This window comes from Parashewanella curva (assembly GCF_003675895.1).
Lineage (GTDB): Bacteria > Pseudomonadota > Gammaproteobacteria > Enterobacterales > Shewanellaceae > Parashewanella > Parashewanella curva.
The window spans coordinates 1-17,848 of record NZ_ML014826.1 but is presented as its reverse complement, the minus strand read 5'-3'; the positions used below and the strand labels follow the sequence as shown (position 1 = coordinate 17,848).

At 38.8% G+C, this 17,848-nt stretch carries 17 protein-coding genes and 1 pseudogene; 9 read left to right on the top strand and 9 right to left on the bottom strand.

The genetic code is table 11. From position 1 onward, the window contains the following. Positions 1-212 precede the first annotated feature (212 nt). From D5018_RS17785 to D5018_RS17765, 5 genes are all read left to right on the top strand, one after another. The gene (locus tag D5018_RS17785) at positions 213-1,211 is read left to right on the top strand and encodes a 4-hydroxyproline epimerase (RefSeq protein WP_121840338.1); all 999 of its coding nucleotides are present in this window, start codon (positions 213-215) and stop codon (positions 1,209-1,211) included. 26 nt (positions 1,212-1,237) lie between these two features. Beyond that, positions 1,238-2,773, top strand: coding sequence for an aldehyde dehydrogenase (NADP(+)) (locus D5018_RS17780; RefSeq protein WP_121840337.1), 1,536 nt, complete (start codon positions 1,238-1,240; stop codon positions 2,771-2,773). Between the two features lie 166 nt (positions 2,774-2,939). Then, positions 2,940-3,611 carry a GntR family transcriptional regulator gene (locus D5018_RS17775; RefSeq protein WP_121840336.1) on the top strand — a complete coding sequence of 224 codons (672 nt, stop codon included), beginning with the start codon at positions 2,940-2,942 and terminating at the stop codon, positions 3,609-3,611. Between the two features lie 40 nt (positions 3,612-3,651). Beyond that, complete coding sequence (locus tag D5018_RS17770; protein ID WP_121840335.1) at positions 3,652-4,722, top strand: ketoacyl-ACP synthase III; 1,071 nt, start codon at positions 3,652-3,654, stop codon at positions 4,720-4,722. Between the two features lie 151 nt (positions 4,723-4,873). Then, the gene (locus D5018_RS17765) at positions 4,874-5,161 is read left to right on the top strand and encodes a hypothetical protein (RefSeq protein WP_121840334.1); all 288 of its coding nucleotides are present in this window, start codon (positions 4,874-4,876) and stop codon (positions 5,159-5,161) included. A gap of 4 nt (positions 5,162-5,165) precedes the next feature. On the opposite strand, the gene D5018_RS17760 is transcribed toward D5018_RS17765, so the two are convergent. Next, entirely contained in the window at positions 5,166-5,747 is a 582-nt protein-coding gene (locus D5018_RS17760) for a hypothetical protein (protein ID WP_133309330.1), read from the bottom strand. A 174-nt stretch (positions 5,748-5,921) separates the two neighbouring features. Here D5018_RS17760 and D5018_RS17755 point away from each other — a divergent pair, with 174 nt between their 5' ends. Then, positions 5,922-8,003 carry an ankyrin repeat domain-containing protein gene (locus D5018_RS17755; RefSeq protein WP_121840332.1) on the top strand — a complete coding sequence of 694 codons (2,082 nt, stop codon included), beginning with the start codon at positions 5,922-5,924 and terminating at the stop codon, positions 8,001-8,003. Positions 8,004-8,411: 408 nt separating this feature from the next. Here D5018_RS17755 and D5018_RS17750 read toward each other — a convergent pair whose 3' ends face one another. The 5 genes from D5018_RS17750 to nadE all read right to left on the bottom strand — a co-directional run bounded on the left by D5018_RS17750 (position 8,412) and on the right by nadE (position 12,452). Then, positions 8,412-9,029 carry a thiol:disulfide interchange protein DsbA/DsbL gene (locus D5018_RS17750; protein ID WP_243637464.1) on the bottom strand — a complete coding sequence of 206 codons (618 nt, stop codon included), beginning with the start codon at positions 9,027-9,029 and terminating at the stop codon, positions 8,412-8,414. 14 nt (positions 9,030-9,043) lie between these two features. Then, complete coding sequence (locus tag D5018_RS17745; RefSeq protein WP_121840331.1) at positions 9,044-9,859, bottom strand: SDR family oxidoreductase; 816 nt, start codon at positions 9,857-9,859, stop codon at positions 9,044-9,046. 10 nt (positions 9,860-9,869) lie between these two features. Continuing rightward, the gene (locus D5018_RS17740; RefSeq protein WP_165905100.1) at positions 9,870-11,072 is read right to left on the bottom strand and encodes an HD-GYP domain-containing protein; all 1,203 of its coding nucleotides are present in this window, start codon (positions 11,070-11,072) and stop codon (positions 9,870-9,872) included. A gap of 64 nt (positions 11,073-11,136) precedes the next feature. Continuing rightward, on the bottom strand, positions 11,137-11,610 hold the full coding sequence (locus D5018_RS17735) for a DUF2919 domain-containing protein (RefSeq protein WP_243637463.1): 474 nt from the start codon (positions 11,608-11,610) through the stop codon (positions 11,137-11,139). 8 nt (positions 11,611-11,618) lie between these two features. Next, positions 11,619-12,452 carry an ammonia-dependent NAD(+) synthetase gene (gene nadE / locus D5018_RS17730; protein WP_121840328.1) on the bottom strand — a complete coding sequence of 278 codons (834 nt, stop codon included), beginning with the start codon at positions 12,450-12,452 and terminating at the stop codon, positions 11,619-11,621. Positions 12,453-12,700: 248 nt separating this feature from the next. Here nadE and D5018_RS17725 point away from each other — a divergent pair, with 248 nt between their 5' ends. Both D5018_RS17725 and D5018_RS17720 read left to right on the top strand, forming a co-directional pair. Next, on the top strand, positions 12,701-13,375 hold the full coding sequence (locus tag D5018_RS17725; protein ID WP_121840327.1) for a response regulator: 675 nt from the start codon (positions 12,701-12,703) through the stop codon (positions 13,373-13,375). A gap of 47 nt (positions 13,376-13,422) precedes the next feature. Next, positions 13,423-14,712: an ATP-binding protein gene (locus tag D5018_RS17720; protein ID WP_165905099.1), complete on the top strand. Its 1,290-nt coding sequence runs from the start codon at positions 13,423-13,425 to the stop codon at positions 14,710-14,712. Between the two features lie 23 nt (positions 14,713-14,735). Here the strand turns inward: D5018_RS17720 and D5018_RS17715 are convergent, their stop codons facing one another. After that, on the bottom strand, positions 14,736-15,434 hold the full coding sequence (locus D5018_RS17715; RefSeq protein WP_121840325.1) for a 2OG-Fe(II) oxygenase: 699 nt from the start codon (positions 15,432-15,434) through the stop codon (positions 14,736-14,738). Positions 15,435-15,502: 68 nt separating this feature from the next. Further along, positions 15,503-16,450, bottom strand: a complete 948-nt coding sequence (gene corA, locus D5018_RS17710; protein ID WP_121840324.1) for a magnesium/cobalt transporter CorA — start codon at positions 16,448-16,450, stop codon at positions 15,503-15,505. A 471-nt stretch (positions 16,451-16,921) separates the two neighbouring features. On the opposite strand from corA, the gene D5018_RS17705 reads away from it, so the two are divergent. Next, positions 16,922-17,734: a hypothetical protein gene (locus D5018_RS17705; protein ID WP_121840323.1), complete on the top strand. Its 813-nt coding sequence runs from the start codon at positions 16,922-16,924 to the stop codon at positions 17,732-17,734. Between the two features lies 1 nt (position 17,735). Here the strand turns inward: D5018_RS17705 and D5018_RS22440 are convergent. Next, a pseudogene (locus D5018_RS22440) lies at positions 17,736-17,848 on the bottom strand (IS1 family transposase); the annotation flags it as partial.

Sequence of the window (17,848 nt, the reverse complement as noted above, 5' to 3'; positions counted from 1 at the left end):
AAGGGTTTGTGTGTTTTAGTTTTTGTCTAAGCAACAAGATTATAACACGCAAACCCTTACCTTTTCTTTAAATATCAACATGATAAACGATTTTTATTGTTGGATTTGAACTCCGAAACTTGAGTTATATCTATAAAAACAAAACAGTATTGATTTCTTTATACAGACCTCAAGTTAATTTAACCAAAAGCGCTTTAGTAGGAATTACACCAATGATAAAAGGGACGTTTTTTTGCATTGATGCTCACACCTGCGGAAACCCTGTAAGGTTGGTCACTAGTGGCCATCCTTCATTAAACGGTGCCACCATGAGCGAGAAAAGACAAGACTTCTTAACTCACTATGATTGGATACGCACAGCCCTTATGTTTGAACCTCGTGGTCATGACATGATGTCCGGCGCCTTTATTTATCCCGCTTGCAACCCTAATTCAGATGCTTCTTTCTTATTTATTGAAACTAGCGGCTGCTTACCAATGTGCGGCCACGGTACGATTGGTGCCGTAACCGCAGCTATTGAAGCCGGATTACTCACCCCAAAAACTCCCGGAAAGTTGACTCTCGATGTTCCAGCAGGTCAAATTCAAGTTGAATATCAACTTACTCAAAACAAAGTCGATTGGGTGAAAATACACAACGTAGCTTGTTACCTAGCCCATAGAAACGCTGTGATTGATATTCCAGGATTAGGTCTACTCACCGTTGATATAGCCTATGGTGGTAATTTTTATTGCATCATCGAACCACAAGGTAACTTTCCTGGGCTAAGAAACTGGACAGCTAACGACATACTGCATTGGAGCCCAATAGTGCGAGAAGCTGCCTCTTCACTAAAATGCATTCATCCGGATGATCCAACGGTTAGAGGAGTAAGCCATGTATTATGGACAGGAAGCACCCTCAATGAAGATTCAGATGGCGCAAACGCCGTATTTTATGGTGATAAAGCTATTGATCGCTCTCCATGTGGAACCGGAACCAGCGCCCGCTTAGCTCAACTCTATGCAAAGGGACAACTTGCAGTAGGTGATACTTATACACACGAAAGTATTATCGGCAGCCAATTTATTGGAAAGATAGAAGAAGAAACTCAGGTAGGACAACATCCAGCCATCGTACCAAGTATTCAAGGCTGGGCAAGAGTTACTGGCCACAACAGTATTATTATTGACGATGACGATCCATATGCCCACGGTTTTCAAGTGGTGTAATTGAGATTTATAAGGAATAGAAAACAATGACAGCTTTATCTCAAGACGTCTTAGGGCAGCATTTTATCAATCAGCAATGGATTGGATCGGGTCCAAGTTTTCCAAGCTATGATCCCATTGCCAACAAAGAAAGTCCTTGGACATTTTTTGAAGCAACTGAAACTCAGGTCGAACAGGCTGTGCAAGCAGCCCATAACGCATTTATTAAATATAGACAAACCACTCCAGAACAACGAGCAACTTTTCTCGAAGCCATAGCCCAAGAAATCGAAACTTTAAAGGCTGACATTATTCAAGCGGCCATGCTTGAAACCGGACTTCCTGAAGCCCGTTTACAAGGTGAAGCTGGCCGCACCTGCAATCAGTTATTGATGTTTGCAAATTTTTTACGTCAACCTAATACTGATGTACAAATTGATACAGCAGATCCTAATCGCAGTCCATTACCTAAACCTGATACACGTTTAAGCTATCTTCCTCTAGGCCCAGTGGTTGTGTTTGGTGCTTCTAACTTCCCACTAGCCTTTTCTACTGCGGGCGGTGATACCGCTTCGGCATTGGCTGCTGGCTGCCCAGTTATCGTAAAAGGACACCCTCTTCATGCCGCGACATCTGAGCTAGTTACGAAAGCCATTGAAAAAGCGGTCATTAAATCGCAAGTGCCATCTGGAGTGTTTAATTTGTTACAAAGCAGCAAACCAGACACCGCTGCAGCTATAGTAAAACACCCATTGATTAAAGCCGTAGGTTTTACAGGCTCACTCAAAGTTGGTCGAATATTAGCTGACTTATGCGCTCAGCGGAATGAGCCAATTCCTTTTTACGGAGAATTAGGCTCAACCAATCCTCAAGTATTGTTACCTAACCAACTAGAAACCAATGCAGAAAGCCTCGCAACTACTCAAGTTCAGTCAATGATGATGGGGCATGGTCAATTTTGCACTAGCCCAGGATTGCTGATAGCACTTAAAGGTAATAGCTTGGAACGTTACAAAAACAAACTAGCTTTGGTAATGAAAGAACAGGAATCTGCACCAATGCTATCTTCTAGTATTGCTTCTCAATACCAAGAGAAAACAAGTAGCCTTGCTTCTCACCTTGCAACTCTAACCATTGCAGAAGGGAATGCTCCAAGCAAAGAACATCATACTCAGCCAAAATGCTTCTGTGTGTCTGCCAACGCATTTCTGCAAGAATCAATGCTTCAACAAGAAGTATTTGGACCTTGTTCAATTATTGTAGAATGCAACGATACTGACGAACTGCTTCGAGTTATCTCGAAGCTTGAAGGTCAGTTAACTGCCAGTATCCATGGTGACCAAGTAGATATTGAACAGCACAAGAATATTATTCATGAATTGAGCTATAAAGTTGGAAGGCTCATCTTTAATCAGATGCCCACAGGAGTTGAAGTATGTCATTCCATGAACCATGGTGGTCCTTATCCTGCCAGTACAGACGTAAAGACAACTTCAGTTGGTATAAAAGCAATCAATCGATTTTTACGACCGATTTGCTTTCAAAACGCTCCTACCTCAATATTACCTAATGAGTTACACTAATATCCTGATTAAACTCGCACTGTGTATGCTTTTTAGAGGATTTTGATATAAATACTCAGTGATTTAACAAAAATAAAGGGAAAACTAGGGTTTCCCTTTATTTATTAGCTTTTAAGGGGTATCTTGGAACTAATTATATAAAATATGTAAACACTAAAAATAGCTCATGAGTCGAAAAACACCTATCGTTCATAAAACCAGAACCCAAGTTGTCGTTGAAGTATTAAGAGAGAAAATCTTATCCGGTGATATCGCGGCTGGAGAGCCATTAAGACAAAGTGCGCTCGCTGATGAACTCAATGTTAGTCGTATACCAATTAGAGAAGCATTACTACAATTAGAAGCTGAAGGCTTGGTTAAATTTGAAGCTCACAAAGGTGCTACTGCCACTGTGCTTTCTGTTGATCAAGTGACAGAGCTGTTCGAGCTAAGAGCTATGGTTGAAACCGACCTTCTAGCTAAGGCCATTCCAAATATGCAACGTACTGATTATGCTGAAGCAGAACAAGTTTTAGAGCTATTGGAATCTGCATTTAAACAAGAAAACGCTGTCGCAAGCTGGAGTGAGCTCAATACTCAGTTCCATACTTGTTTATATCAAGCAGCGAATCGTCCACATACACTGGAAGTGATTCAATCTCTGAACACCAATTGTGACCGTTATATTAGATTACAATTATTACTTGGTGGTGGTATTCCAAAAGCAGAGCAAGAGCACCGAGACCTGCTTGAGTATTGCAAAAATGGTGACTCTAACAAAGCTTGTGAGCTTTTGAAATCACATATTTTACACGCAGCAGAAACCATTAAAAACATGGTTGCACAACAAGTTAACTAATAGATAATAATTACTGAGACAGTAGTAAAGAGAACTTAATATGCCAAACGCTATGATCACAGGATGGGGGAAATGCGTCCCTCCTGCCGTACTGACCAATGATGATTTAGCCACATTCATAGAAACTTCAGATGAATGGATCAGAACTCGAACTGGAATTAAACAACGTCATATCAGTCATGTGAATACTTCTGAGCTAGCTACTGTTGCAGCTAAAAGAGCATTAGCTGCTGCTGGAATCGATGGCAGTGAGCTTGACATGATCATCCTTGCTACCGCTACGCCTGATACTTTAGTTCCTAATATTGCAGCAACCGTTCAAGCCAATGTTGGAGCTAGTTGTGCTGCTTTTGATATTAATGCCGCCTGTAGTGGTTTTTTATACGGTTCAGGACTTGCAACAGCACAAATCGAAAGTGGTCAGTGCAAAAAAGTCTTAGTTATTGGCGCTGAAAGACTGACCTTCATGATTGACTGGTCACGCCGTGAAACTGCGGTTTTATTCGGTGATGGCGCTGGTGCGGCTGTCTTTGAAGCGACAGAAGAAGATTGTGGTGTAAAAGCTTATGCTTTAAATAATGACCCTGAAGGTCGAGAAATCCTTAAAGCTTCATTTGGAACTGGAATGGATCGTTTTGACCCTAAATCTTTGGATTTTTACATCCAGTTTGATGGTCAAGAGATCTTTAAACGTGCAATCAACGGGATGAAAAAACTAAGCGCTCAGGTTTTAGAACGCTGTGGTGTTGAAAAAGAAGATGTTGATATTGTTATCCCACATCAAGCTAATGAAAGAATCATCGATACACTTGTCGCTAAAATGCGCATACCTAAAGAAAAAGCATTTGTGAACATAGCTAACTACGGGAACACTTCTGCTGCAACGGTACCAATCGCAATCTGCGATGCAATTGAGCAAGGTCGATTAAAGCCTAATCAAACCATCTTGTCGTGTGCCTTTGGTGCTGGGCTAACTTCAGCTGCCATGCTTCTAAAATGGGGAGATAGAGTAACTCCAATCAGTGAAAGCGATGCTGAGTTACCACCTTGTGACCAAACAGGTTTAGAACTAGCTAAAAAAGCTGTAGACCACTTTTGTAAAAATAAGTAATCATCTAATTTAATATTCTAAGCCCTGTACTTTCAGGGCTTTTTTATATCCTCAGCCCCTTGATCGCCAATTGTTTCTGCACTAAAGTCATAATAAATGTAGTAAAAAGTAGTAGAGGTAAACAGAAACAAACAAAGATTAGGGATAAGCTATGAAACGATTAATAGAATCACAACAAACTCTTGATCATGAAATCCAAGCCTACAATAAAAAAGCCAAGCGCCCAATCGACTTGCAAGACAATAACGACCCAGTCGAGCTTGAATCAATTCTTGATAAAATCACTTTAAGTGAATCAAACCACCATCGCCGCACAGGTAAAAGCTCGAAAGAACACGCCACAATAAAAGCAGCTATTGCTGATGTGCTACTGCTGCTTGATGGTTTTGACTTAAAAGATAAAAAACCCAAAGAAATGACAGAAGAAGATGAAATATAGGCATTCAATTTACGAGAAGCTCATCCCAATAAATATCTTGTTGGAAATAATTCGCTAGCTTCTCGTTTAGCGCTGTAAAACTGCTTATTTGAGTTTCTTGTCCACTCAAACAATACCAAATGAAACGATAGCAATTATTAGCAAGTAATTCATACTCTCGATAATAATAAACTTGCGCCTTAGCCCGTTCTGCTGCTGAGGCGCAAGATATTGGTATAGCTTTATTGTTACACGCAACATAGATAGTTTCTCCACTTCTTTGCTTCAAAAACCGTTCTGTAGAAACCACTCTAACTAAGCCAGAACCATGAAGTTCAATAATGGCATCATCGCACCAAATACCAACGTGACAAACAAGCCCATATACATGACAACACACTATTGCTCCTTGGGTTGGCACAACTTTTTTATTTGAAGAATGAACCAGACTTGGAGAAAATTTTAACTCTGGCTCGCCTAAATTCATGGATGAATCTATCCGATTAAGCAAAGTGTCTTTTTTATATTGTTTATATTCAGCAAGTGCAAGTGCACCCACTGCCCCGCCTATTAAAAAGAAAGGTATTGGCATTGATTTGTACCCCATCAAAGGAAGCTCTTTTAACACTCTAGCCTGTAATAACAAATCATAAAAGCATTGAAATGTAAGCATTTTTAACTTTGATTCAGTTAAATCACAGTATTAATGTATGAATATTAGTGAAATTTTTTAGAACATATTTTGTCGACTGATTAACATTAATTTGAATTGAGTAAACCTATGGCTGAAGCAACAAATCGCTCCACGTTAACCCCCACTACAGAACTTGTTTTAGTTTACGAACAAGCACAAGCAGCCTTTTCATTGGAATGTGGTGATAAAAAATACGGAATAAGTCATGGGCTGTCTGAATTAGCTTGTAACTCTATCAATAGACACCAAGCGGTTCTTCAGTTTCATCAATTTGAAAAAGGGGCGCTTGAACCAGCGATAAGCCTACTTGAAGTAAAAATTGAACATACCACTAGCGCAGGAAAATGCTGGAAAGTAAGTCAACTAAATAGAAGCATGCACGTATTTGCAAATACTGAGGACAACGCAATCAGTCATCTCGAGCAAGAAATGAATATGCTTCATAAAGAATTAAAAGCACAACCTGTTGGGGTGGCTATTACGCATGCGATTCTATCAAAAAATCTAACACTGCTTGAAGCTTATCTGCAAGCAGGTATTAATCCTACCTGCTTTATAGATAGAAAAAACTACAATGTAAAAGAAAAAGAGGTTGAGCCAGAGCTTGGGTTTACTACAAAATGGAGTCGGCCTTATTCTTGCCAATGCTATCCTAGACATCAACCTACTGAGCACTCCTGTCCAAATGATGTAAAAAAATACTATTGGGGTTCTACCGCTCAGTTTGAGTTCTCAGCACTATCAACAAATCAAGTGACCCCGCTCCACATCGCAGTATATCAAGCACATGAGCCAACTATAGCTTTGTTAGTCGCTGCTGGAGCTAGACCTGTTTTAAAAAACTTAAGTGGAAATACTGCCTTACATTTGGCTTGCACTAAAGAACGACACCACCTTATTCCAGAGCTAATAAAATCTTGTAAACCAGATGATTTAGACATAACAGACGCCGAAGGTAATAACGCTATACGCAAATTGATAGAACTAGGCCAACTTGAACGCGTTAAAGAATTGGGAGATGCAGGAGCGAACTTAGAAATAACATCAAGACTAGGTACTAGCCCTTTACAACTTGCCTGCCACGGCAATAAACACCTTACATCGGAATATTTATTGGGAAAAGGAGTAAATGTTGACTATCAAAATCCTGATGGCCACTCAGCTTTACATCATGCTGCTGGTTCAGGCAGTGTCAATTGTATCGAAACATTACTGAAATACGCGCCACAAGTTGATATACGAGATAAAAATGGTTGCACACCTTTATATCTATGTGTAAAAAATTGCGGTGATCCGAAGGGAATAGATGAACATTTAATAAAGCATGGAGCTAATCCATTTTTAAAAAACAACAAAGGAGTTAGCCCCGCAATATTAGCTGCTCAAAAGGCCAATCATTCAAAAATGTTAGCAAAATTTTTAAAAACCGAAACGAAATTTAAAAGCCCAGAGACTCGAGAGAATGCAATAGAAGAACTATACCAAGAAGCAACGAAAGCCAGCAATATGGAAGCTATTATCATACTGATTGATGAGATGCCAGAAAATGCTTTCCAAGAGAGAGTACTCGAGGTTTTAGATGTAGCTACTTCCCGACACAATCAGAAAACAATCAACGACTGTATTGAACGGATGAAAAAGGCACAACTTACTGTGCCTGCACATATTGTTGCCAAAGCGATAATCATGGGACCTTCTGAGTTAAAAGCACACACAGAAATGGTAAGCTCCTTACTTAGTATCTCTGCTCAGTTGAACAATGTGAAAGAAGGTAAAAGCGCTTTGCTTCTGACTGTAATGCATTGGTCAAAAAGACCAGAATTAGCCAATGCTATATGCAATATCATCATTACTTCATGTGAAAGGCAGCTGGACTTAGAACCACTGCACGCTTACTGGGGAAGCACATCAACTCGGCGGGTTATCATTGATAACCTAGGCTATGTTGCAGCACAAAAATTTATGGCTCAATATAGCGATATCCGAAAAAAACTAAGCCATGCAAGTAATGTAAACGTAACAGAGTTCGAACAAAAAGAATCTGCGAAGTGGGATGAACTTGAACGAGAAGGTATACACCCTTTTGTCACTAACAAGCCAAAACAGCTACCAAACTTTAAGAATATCCCCCTTCAGGAAATGCCTTCGCCATCGAAAAAGGACGATTAGAAGCCTAATCGAAGAGCAATGTAACTTTATTGTATATAGTTAAAGGATTAAGCCCTATAGTAGAAGGTGAAACACATTCTTTGACGAACATGATATTCCACTCAAGTCTCTATTGAACCATAAAGAAAATGAAGTAAAAGAAGTGGAAAAAATAGGTAAACGTATTATAAGAATAACTACTTAATCTGAACTCTGTATAAAGAAATCTATATCGTTTTGTTTTTATGATTGAAATATAAATTCAATCTATAGTATTGCTAATTTTGTGTAGTTCAAGGCAGAACAGTTCATAATAGCCAGCCTATTTCGGGCTGTTTTAACACAGAAATACGCATAAGTAGCTGTACTGTAGAGGTTTACTTATGCATAGCTCTGGTTACTGATTCTTTTTGCAAGCAGTAGTTGTCATTACTTAACTTTCATGCTGACTAAGTAATTTACAATACCAACTAACTCGTCCGCCGATTTGCCTGCTGGATTAACCTCATAAATCCCATTAATTAAAAACGTTGGAACACCACTAATAGCAGATAGCTGGACTTGAATTCCATATTCGCTTAACGCCGCTTTTCTATCCGCTGAATTATAAGCCATATCAAAATCTGAAGCTTTAACACCTTGTGTGATAAAAAAAGCTTTAAGCTGAGCAACCGAAGTGAAAGGCCCAGCTTCTTCGTGAATATAGTGAAAAATTTGACTATGAACTTGCTGGGTAATTTTAAGTTTTTTGGCAACAAAATAGGCTTCTTGACCTAAGATCCAACTAGGACGCCCCGCTCCAACTGGTGTTCTTACAAAAGCTACCTTACCTTTAAGCATTGTCGCCATTTTTTCAACACTTGACTCGGCATGATAACAATGAGGGCAATTGTAAGAGAAAAACTCTCGTACCACTGGCTTGTGAGCCTCTGGTATGCCTTCAACTTTAATATAATCTTTACCTTCTACAAAATTTGCGGCAAGCGCTTGGTTGCATAACAAAGACAACATACAAATAAAAGCAGTAGCAACAAGTTTCTTTATCACAATTTCACCCTCAGTTAACAAGCATCAAGTGCTAAATATAGATCGTTAAATTGATAAGAAAAATCCAATTCATTAGTGATTTTAACGCCACTCACCTCTTTCCCACGAATCCCATCACTTAAAAAGCTTGGCTGGATGCCACCAAAATGAAGTGTCGCTTGAGTATAGAACTCACTACGAGAAGGATGATGAGGAGAACAAACATTATAAACTTTGCTAGCTGAATCAGCTGTTAACAATGCCACCATTGCCGCAATACAGTCCTCAAGGTGGACTAAATTAACAACTTTATCGCCTGCAGGGATCTCAAATTTTCCTGAAAAAAAGCGCCCTGGTGGACGCTTAGGCCCGATTAATCCCGAAAATCTAAGAATATAACCATTGTTGTGATTTAAAAATAGATCTTCGGCCGCTAACATAACCTGACTAGATTCGGAGTGTACAGAAGCATCATCTTCTTTCATGACACCCTCAATATCTGGATAAACAGATGAAGAGCTGACCAAGATCATCTTTTTGTATTGCTTAGCTTCTACTAAGCTCATTAATTTTTGTAATTGCGTCAGATATGAAGTAGAGGATTGCTTTCGTAAACTCGGTTGTATGCAAACAATCAAATGATCAGATTCTAAAAATGGTTTAATTGCTAACTGTTCATTCGCTGTTAGATTTTGACTTAAATCTAAAGCAAAGGTGTTGATCCCAGCAGCCTTAAGCTCCCCAAGCGATGAAGATGCTCGTTTACTACCAGAAACCTGATACCCAACATTCAACAAACGCTGTGCAAGCGGAAAGCCAAACCAACCACAACCAATAATCGTTACGTTCATATTATTTCTCTTAGGACTCGGCACAAAAATAAAAACTTACCGCCTGATCACCACCAAGACTGTGTAAAACATTTTCTTCCAAATCATCTTTACTGACCACGCTTTCAATAGCGACTTGCTCACTCTCTAAACAGCGCATTTTCGTCTGTTTACCAGAGGCCGTACGACTTATAACATCTGGAAAGTTACTATGATTTTTGTTCACTAGAACTTTAGCAAAACTCCCATCTTGTAATTTCACTATTGTACCAGGTGGAAAAACACCTATGATTTTAATTAAAGCGGCTAATAATTCAGGAGCATGTCGCTTAGCACCATATTTATATAGATAACCTAAAGCCAACTTAGAAGAGCTGAATTTAGGATCATTTAGTAAAATATCAAATTCATTAGCCAGACTCACAACCTGTGTCGTTATTGGGATTTGATCACCTTTTAACTGTTGAGGAAAACCGCTTCCATCAATATACTCATGGTGTGAACCTACAATACTGAGCACCGCATCTGACCATACGCCTTGTGGTTTTAAAATGTTTACCCCATAGGTCGGGTGTAAATTCAAAAAGTTTTTTTCACTTTTAGTCAACTCCCCTGTTTTTCTTACAATGCTATCTGGGACTTTGCTCTTACCATAGTCGTGTATTAATGCTCCCTGAGCCACATCTCTTATTTGCTCTTCACTCAATCCTATCGTTTTCGCCAAAATCATTGATATAACCGCAACAGAAACACAATGCTGACTAACGTCTCTATGTGCCTCTGGCTTTCTAACCGAGCAAAGTCGAGTGTCTTCTGCTTCTGTTAGATGTTGATATAACTGTTCAACAACGGCAGTGGAAAGACGATACGCGCCTTCAGGATCGGTCAGCATTTTATTTTGGATAATCTGATTTTCATCAATATTAAATGAAAACCTTTTCTGGCTTCGTTGAATGGCTTGTTTAATTTCTTTGCTAGGGTCAAAAATAGACTGCTCAGGCAACGGTGCTGGACTTTCTGCCGTGCTAGATTCTCTCTTCAAGTCTTGAGTTTGATAATGCCCATCAAGTAAATACACATAAGGCAGAGATAAGCCTTTAATTACATGGAGTTCTTTCGCCGTTTTGACCCGAATACTGCTTCTAAAAAAAGGGTGATCTTTCCAAGCTGAGGGGATCTTAATTTTCATTCCTAATTGAATATCAGAAACGGGAATTTTTACTGAATTCGACATCTGCAACAACCACATCCATTATGGGTAACTATGCTACTTTTTATGACTGATTGACAGAATACCGCTATTCTCTGTCAAGTGTCCAGTTTTTGACATAATACTCTAAATGTTGTGATTTAAAGATAAACAACCCACACCAAAACAGCCCTAAAACCTCTAATCCATTTTGCCAACTAAACTGAAACTTCAAATAAGACAGCTTCCCATAGATAAGAAAAGCCTCTGCAATCAAGGTAACAAAAAGCCCCCACTTAATACGCTGAAATAATGGTATTAAAAAGGTCGGCTTCCCTCTTCTCTCAAACGTAATTAGAAAAAAAACCACTACAGCGATTGAGCCAGCAATCAATCCTGAAATAAAATCCGTTTTTTCGGGGTAAAATAACTTAACAAGCGCATCTCGCTGACCTGTCTGAGTCAAAGACATAGCAAAAATACACCAAGATCTTGCTAGGAATGCCAATACAATATAAAGAGATAAAGGCGGCTTTACACGACCTTTATCGTCTAACCAGCGGATATGAGAAAAATCTAACACAATGGAGTTTATAGATCGTAAATGGTTGGAATCGCTTTACGCTTATGCTGAGTTCTTTTATAAATTTCAATCAACTTATCTTCTACAGCAGAGTTAACAAGTTTACCTTCTAAGAAGTCATCGATTTGTTCGTAAGTTAAACCCAGTGCTATTTCATCCTCTAACTGAGGCTGGTCTTCCTCTAAATCAGCTGTAGGAGCTTTATGAACTAAAATATCCGGTGCACCTAAATAACTCGCTAATTGACGAACTTGCCGTTTACTTAAACCAAATAAAGGCGCTAAATCACAAGCTCCATCGCCCCATTTCGTATAAAAACCAGTGATATTTTCAGCACTATGATCTGTTCCAACAACCAAACCATTAACCAAACCTGCGATTTCATATTGTGCGATCATGCGCTGACGAGCTTTAACATTGCCCTTTACAAAATCTACATTAACGTTCTCAGCAACATCAACTTGTGCTGAAGTGAGTCCAGCTATTACTTCTGAGTGAATTCCATCAGCACCACCAGCAATATTTACCGTAATTTGATGAGACGGCTTAATAAATTGGCAAGCGAGTTGTGCTTCATCTTCATCTTTTTGGATTTTGTAAGGCAAACGCACAGCAAAAAATTGGTAGTTATTTAATTTTTGTTCATCATTAAGCTGCTCAACCGCGAGTTGACAAAGGCGTCCTGCAAGCGACGAGTCAACACCACCACTGATCCCTAAAACCACACTTTTGCAACCAGAGTTGAGCAACATTGCCTTAATAAACCCTACTCTGCGCTGAACTTCTTGCTCCGAATCGATTTGAGGTTGAACCTTCATTTCCTCAATGATTTGTGCTTTCACGCTTGCTCCAAAAATTAAAAAATTTGAAAATAGAACGGAAATCTAACATTTATTTAAGATTAAAAGTAGTCAATTTTTACTTCCAACCGAACTCTATTTTGTATATAAATCACTCTGACGCATAAAAATGCATCACTTTTCTTTTGCTTAGGTAAATACAAACCTACAATAGAAAGCAAGCAGCAATTGCTGCTCACTGATTATTACTCTATTTGGGTTAGTGTTTGATTCACTACTGGAAATTCATAATGCGGATATTGGTTGTAGAAGATGACCCACTTTTGTCACATCATCTTAAAGTTCAGCTCTCAGAGCTCGGTAATCAGGTTCAAGTTGCCTTAAATGCAAAAGAAGGCCACTACCAAGCCATAAATTACCCAATAGATATTGCAATTGTTGATATAGGTCTGCCTGATTTTGACGGTATTAATCTAATCAAAAAGCTAAGAGATGATGATCTAAAAGCCCCTATTCTTATTTTAACGGCTCGTATGCATTGGAAAGATAAAGTTGACGGATTAAACGCAGGAGCAGATGATTATCTTGTTAAGCCCTTCCAAAAAGAAGAGTTAGTAGCAAGGCTTGATGCCTTAGTACGCCGTAGCGCAGGCTTTGTAAAACCACTCATAACCAGTGGTGATTTAGAAATAGATCTCGCTGCTAAACAAGTCAGTTTATGTGGTTCTGCTATCGATGTAACAGCATTTGAATATTTAATTCTGGAATATTTAATGCGCCATAACCATGAAGTAGTCACCAAACGACGTCTACTAGATGTCATTTATGCTGACCGTGAAGGCGACCCAAATACAATTGAAGTCATGGTCAGTCGATTGAGAAAAAAACTCGCACTACATGGGTTAGATAACCCTATAAGTACTATCAGAGGTCAAGGTTACAAATTTAACCAACCATGCAATTAAAAAAAAGTAACAGCCCCAGCTTAATCAAACAGTTATTAGCAGGGGCAGTGATAATCATAACCTTGCTCACCCTTTCCTTAGCTTGGTTATTTAACCAATTGCATGTTCAACAAAGTTTTAATCAACAAACTGAAGCCTTGATGGCAGATATCCCTACTGCTATTGATACACTAAAAAAGCACATAGATAATCCAACAGTAGGCGTTTTAGATACACCAGAAAACCCTATCGACTTTATGATGGTCAGTTGTGATAAAAACCATAAACAAATTTGGTCATCCCATCTTGCAAACAGAAGGAATTTGACCAATACCTGTGATGAATACCACAAAGTAAAACACAACCAACCTCCTTATTACGTCAATTTGACAGACGGTAACACTTATTTAATTTATCCATTAAAGCTCCAAGCCAAAAGAAAAAACATTACGCTATTAGTGCTTAAGGATGCCAATGGGTTCAGCCTTGAATATCAAAAATTCAGTCACCAAACCTACTTACAACTTGCACTCATTTTAGCCCTCACAGGTTTGTTTTTGATAGCGATGACATATTGGGGAATCCGGCCATTTAGGAAAATGATCAAGGAACTGAATCAAATTAAAAAAGGTCACTCAAAACATTTAAACCAAAATTATCCACGAGAGTTCAAAGGCACAGTTAATGCGCTAAACCAACTGATCCAACAATCCGCTGCTCAACAGGAGCGATATAAAAATACCATTAACGATTTAGCACATAGCCTCAAAACTCGTTTATCTTCTATTCGAGCACTTATCGAAGGAAAAGAAAGCGAGACTAAAGACAAACAGGAACAGGTTTTAGAACAGATTTATCAAATGGATGATATGGTCAATTACCATTTAAAACGTGCTTTGTTAGGTCGACGTTCTATTATCGAAGAATCTACAAAAATTTCCGAGGTCATAGAACAATTAGTTCCTATATTGCAAAAATTATATCAAGAAAGGGAGATTCAATTCACCTCAGACATTGACGACAAACTCACCTTCCCTTGCAACAAAGACGATCTGACAGAGCTTTGTGGAAACCTATTAGAAAACGCATTTCGACTTTGTTCGAACCAAGTGCATTTTAAAGCTACACATACTCGAAAATCATTTTATCTCTGTATAGAAGATGACGGAACGGGTATCCCTGATGAAATAAAATCCAAAATCCTAGAACGTGGTTTTAGAGCAGATACCCAACACGCAGGCACGGGTCTTGGGTTGGCTATTTGCAATGAAATTGTCGAAACCTATGGTGGTAGGTTATCTATTAGTCGTTCGAAATTGACAGGTGCGAAAATAGAGATTGAAATACCTGTTAACTAGAGATCGTATACGACCTCTAACCATTATTTTGATATTGCCCCATAAAGGTGTTCGGCTCGATTAAACATAATCCAAGAAGTCGCAATATACTTGTCGTTACTTAACGGCACATGCCCTTTATGAGTATGGGTGAAACCCGCTGGAGCGATAATCATTGTTCCCTTTTTTGGTTTAATTTTGCGCTGCTGATAAAAGAACTCTGTCTCTCCCCCTTCTTCTACATCATTTAAATAGAACATATACAAAACCACTCTGTGTAATGCTTCATTATGTTGTAATTGTGGGAATTGTTCAGAGTGCCAGTGGTGATAACCACCTTGCCCTTTTAGGTAATGCTGTATGTTAATCGTGCCACTACGGTATAAGTATTTAACCAGAGGCATAGCTCTCGGCTTACCTAAAGCTTCAAAATTATCTGAGGTTAATGTAACAGGCTTGTTGTGTTCATCCATTACTTGAACAGATACCGCCCCCATCAACGCCATAGAATATTTATTAAAATAGTCAGTTGCACCTTTTAAGGTGTAACCGAGTAATTCATTCTTGATTGAAGCCAATTCTGGGAAGTTATCTAAGGTAAGATCTTTACTTTGCTTCTTTTCACTATCAACACCGTTTCCAGTTTCGCCAAAACGAACACCAGAATGGTTAGTGAAAGTTTGGATCAATTGATCACAGAATTCATCAGGTAAGGCATTTGGGTAGACTTCAATAAAATCCATGTTAACTCTCAGACAATACGACCAATTCGTAACTATACTGCCCAAGAGTCAACAAATCGATAACTTTATTACAACCAACGCTTCCTTTTAAAGAAGAAATACGTACCCACAGCACTCGCCAGCATCATGGCTATAGCCATTGGGTAACCCAATGTCCATGAAAGCTCAGGCATATCATGGAAGTTCATGCCATAACTGCTGGCAATCAAAGTTGGCGGTAAAAAGACTACAGCTGCAACTGAAAATATTTTTATGATTCGGTTTTGTTGCAACCCCGTGAACCCCATGGCTGCATCCATTAAAAAGTTTAATTTATCGAAAATGAATTGGCTATGCGGCATTAGTGACTCAATATCCGCTAACATTTCACGGATATCTTTCATTTCTTCATCCGACATTTTTCCACGATAATAACGCTGCATATATCGTAAAGAACGTTGGGTATCGAGCAAACTCAAACGGATCTTACCATTTGAATCTTCCTGTAAAGTAATCAACTTGAAGACATCATCAAGCTCTTCGCTTTCAAACACTTCTTCAGCCATATTTTCCAATACGGTATAAACGTCTTCAATAAGATCAGACAAGTAATCGACCTTCAATGTGAAGAACTCTAAAAACAGTTCCTGAGGTGTAGCAACTTTCAGGCGGCCTAGGCGTAAATAGTTACGCAGTAAGCGTACTAAGCCTACGTCTTCTTCTCTAATGGTAAGTAAAAAGTTTTTTCGAAGATTAAAGGAAATGTTTACACCACGAACATCTTGTCCGACGCGTTGTGGGAACAGAGAATTAATGTGCAAACCATCCCTGTTTTGATAAAAACGTGCAGAAGCTTCGATCTCATTGATGTCTTCTTCTTCAGGTACTTCTTCTACAGTAAAATTACTCAACCATTCACGCTCATCATCTTCAGGTTTATAAAGATCAAGCCAAAGGGTGCCTTCTGGAATATCGTCTTTGGTGTTCAATTCTTGAATAGTTAAGCGACGATTTTCATAAAGATATGCAGTGATCATAACAGTCCCCCTGAACTTACCTCCATTTCATATCCATGAGATGGCTGGGTGTAATTTTGCGCTAGTTTACCTGATAAAAGAAGAAGATAAAGCTTTAAACTATAATCCAACGTAATTGACCGAATCATTGCTCAATCTGTATTCAGTCTACACCATATTCAGGCTTTTATTATTAAACTCTCATAAAGAAGTAGCAGGCGTTATAAATGTTAAGAGTATCAACTACAGTCACCATTGGCACTGATGAGGATTATTGTAATTTTAAAAATTAATTTGTATTAATATTCAAGTTAATAACCCTATAAAATGCTATTAATGTGGCTCATTTTTAACTTTTCAAATTGTGAGATTTCTTATGTCTGTTTCTGGCGCTGGCTCACAGGGCAACAACGGTTTTGGTGATGCGAGTCCCATGGATGATATAACATCATCTGTGGCTCAAATTCAATTTCTTCAGAATCACTCTGAATATTGGAATGTATTGTTCGTGATCTGGTTAATCGTGCATATGTATTCGGTTTACATCTTGGAATTAACGGCACAGAACTGAAAAAGATTGAAAAGAGTAGTGACCATGAAACTATGCTTTCTCGCGTATTAGAGAAGTTTTTCACTCAACCCAAAGCCAGCATAACAAAAATAGTAGATGCAATGAAGACGGCAGACCAAATCGTTCTTGCTCACAATTTTCGACCCACTCTGATTCGATTCATGGAAACATCTGGGAATGAACCTCAACACACCCATGCAGAAAGTATTGCTACCGCCAATGAAACCAGCTTGAGAGAGGTTACGGTATTAAAAGATGAATACACTAGATTAAAACATCAACATGCATTATTGCAACGACGATTCAATGAAGTTGAAACATCCCGCGATCAGCTTCAACGTCAAATTTATGCCAAAGACGATCAAATTCGGAATCTTACGGCTAAGGTGAGCCAATATGAAAGCTATTACGTTGCACACAATCAAGTATCATCAAGCCAGACTGGTCGTTTAACCCATAGTTCACACAGAACAATACCATCAACGAGAGCAAGTTCACCTGCTGTAACTTCAACTTCGGTAGAAGGGGAGTTTAAATTTCATGATATTCCGACAAACGTTTTATGTTTGGCTACTCTCGAAATACAACATCGCTGGCAAACAGTTGGTAATTTGCTTGGACTAAAGCCCTATCAGATATCAGGTATTAAATCTAGAGATTCTGATGAAGGAGTGAGAAACATGCACATGTTAAACGATGCTCAAAAGGCTAATCCTTATCTGGTAGTGTCCTAATTTAGTGGTATGCATGAATATCAATTCCAAATTCTACACGATTGATTAACAAACCAATTACAGTGTCGTGCATACTCTCTAACTTTGAAAAGCAAATCGTTCTTCGTGCCAACC

What these genes read in the sequence shown, in the direction of transcription:
- D5018_RS17785 (WP_121840338.1), top strand. Translation starts at nt 213, where the DNA reads ATGATAAAAGGGACGTTTTTTTGCATTGATGCTCACACCTGCGGAAAC.
- D5018_RS17780 (WP_121840337.1), top strand. Translation starts at nt 1,238, where the DNA reads ATGACAGCTTTATCTCAAGACGTCTTAGGGCAGCATTTTATCAATCAG.
- D5018_RS17775 (WP_121840336.1), top strand. Translation starts at nt 2,940, where the DNA reads ATGAGTCGAAAAACACCTATCGTTCATAAAACCAGAACCCAAGTTGTC.
- D5018_RS17770 (WP_121840335.1), top strand. Translation starts at nt 3,652, where the DNA reads ATGCCAAACGCTATGATCACAGGATGGGGGAAATGCGTCCCTCCTGCC.
- D5018_RS17765 (WP_121840334.1), top strand. Translation starts at nt 4,874, where the DNA reads ATGAAACGATTAATAGAATCACAACAAACTCTTGATCATGAAATCCAA.
- D5018_RS17760 (WP_133309330.1), bottom strand. Translation starts at nt 5,747, where the DNA reads ATGGGGTACAAATCAATGCCAATACCTTTCTTTTTAATAGGCGGGGCA.
- D5018_RS17755 (WP_121840332.1), top strand. Translation starts at nt 5,922, where the DNA reads ATGGCTGAAGCAACAAATCGCTCCACGTTAACCCCCACTACAGAACTT.
- D5018_RS17745 (WP_121840331.1), bottom strand. Translation starts at nt 9,859, where the DNA reads ATGAACGTAACGATTATTGGTTGTGGTTGGTTTGGCTTTCCGCTTGCA.
- D5018_RS17740 (WP_165905100.1), bottom strand. Translation starts at nt 11,072, where the DNA reads ATGTCGAATTCAGTAAAAATTCCCGTTTCTGATATTCAATTAGGAATG.
- D5018_RS17725 (WP_121840327.1), top strand. Translation starts at nt 12,701, where the DNA reads ATGCGGATATTGGTTGTAGAAGATGACCCACTTTTGTCACATCATCTT.
- D5018_RS17715 (WP_121840325.1), bottom strand. Translation starts at nt 15,434, where the DNA reads ATGGATTTTATTGAAGTCTACCCAAATGCCTTACCTGATGAATTCTGT.
- corA (WP_121840324.1), bottom strand. Translation starts at nt 16,450, where the DNA reads ATGATCACTGCATATCTTTATGAAAATCGTCGCTTAACTATTCAAGAA.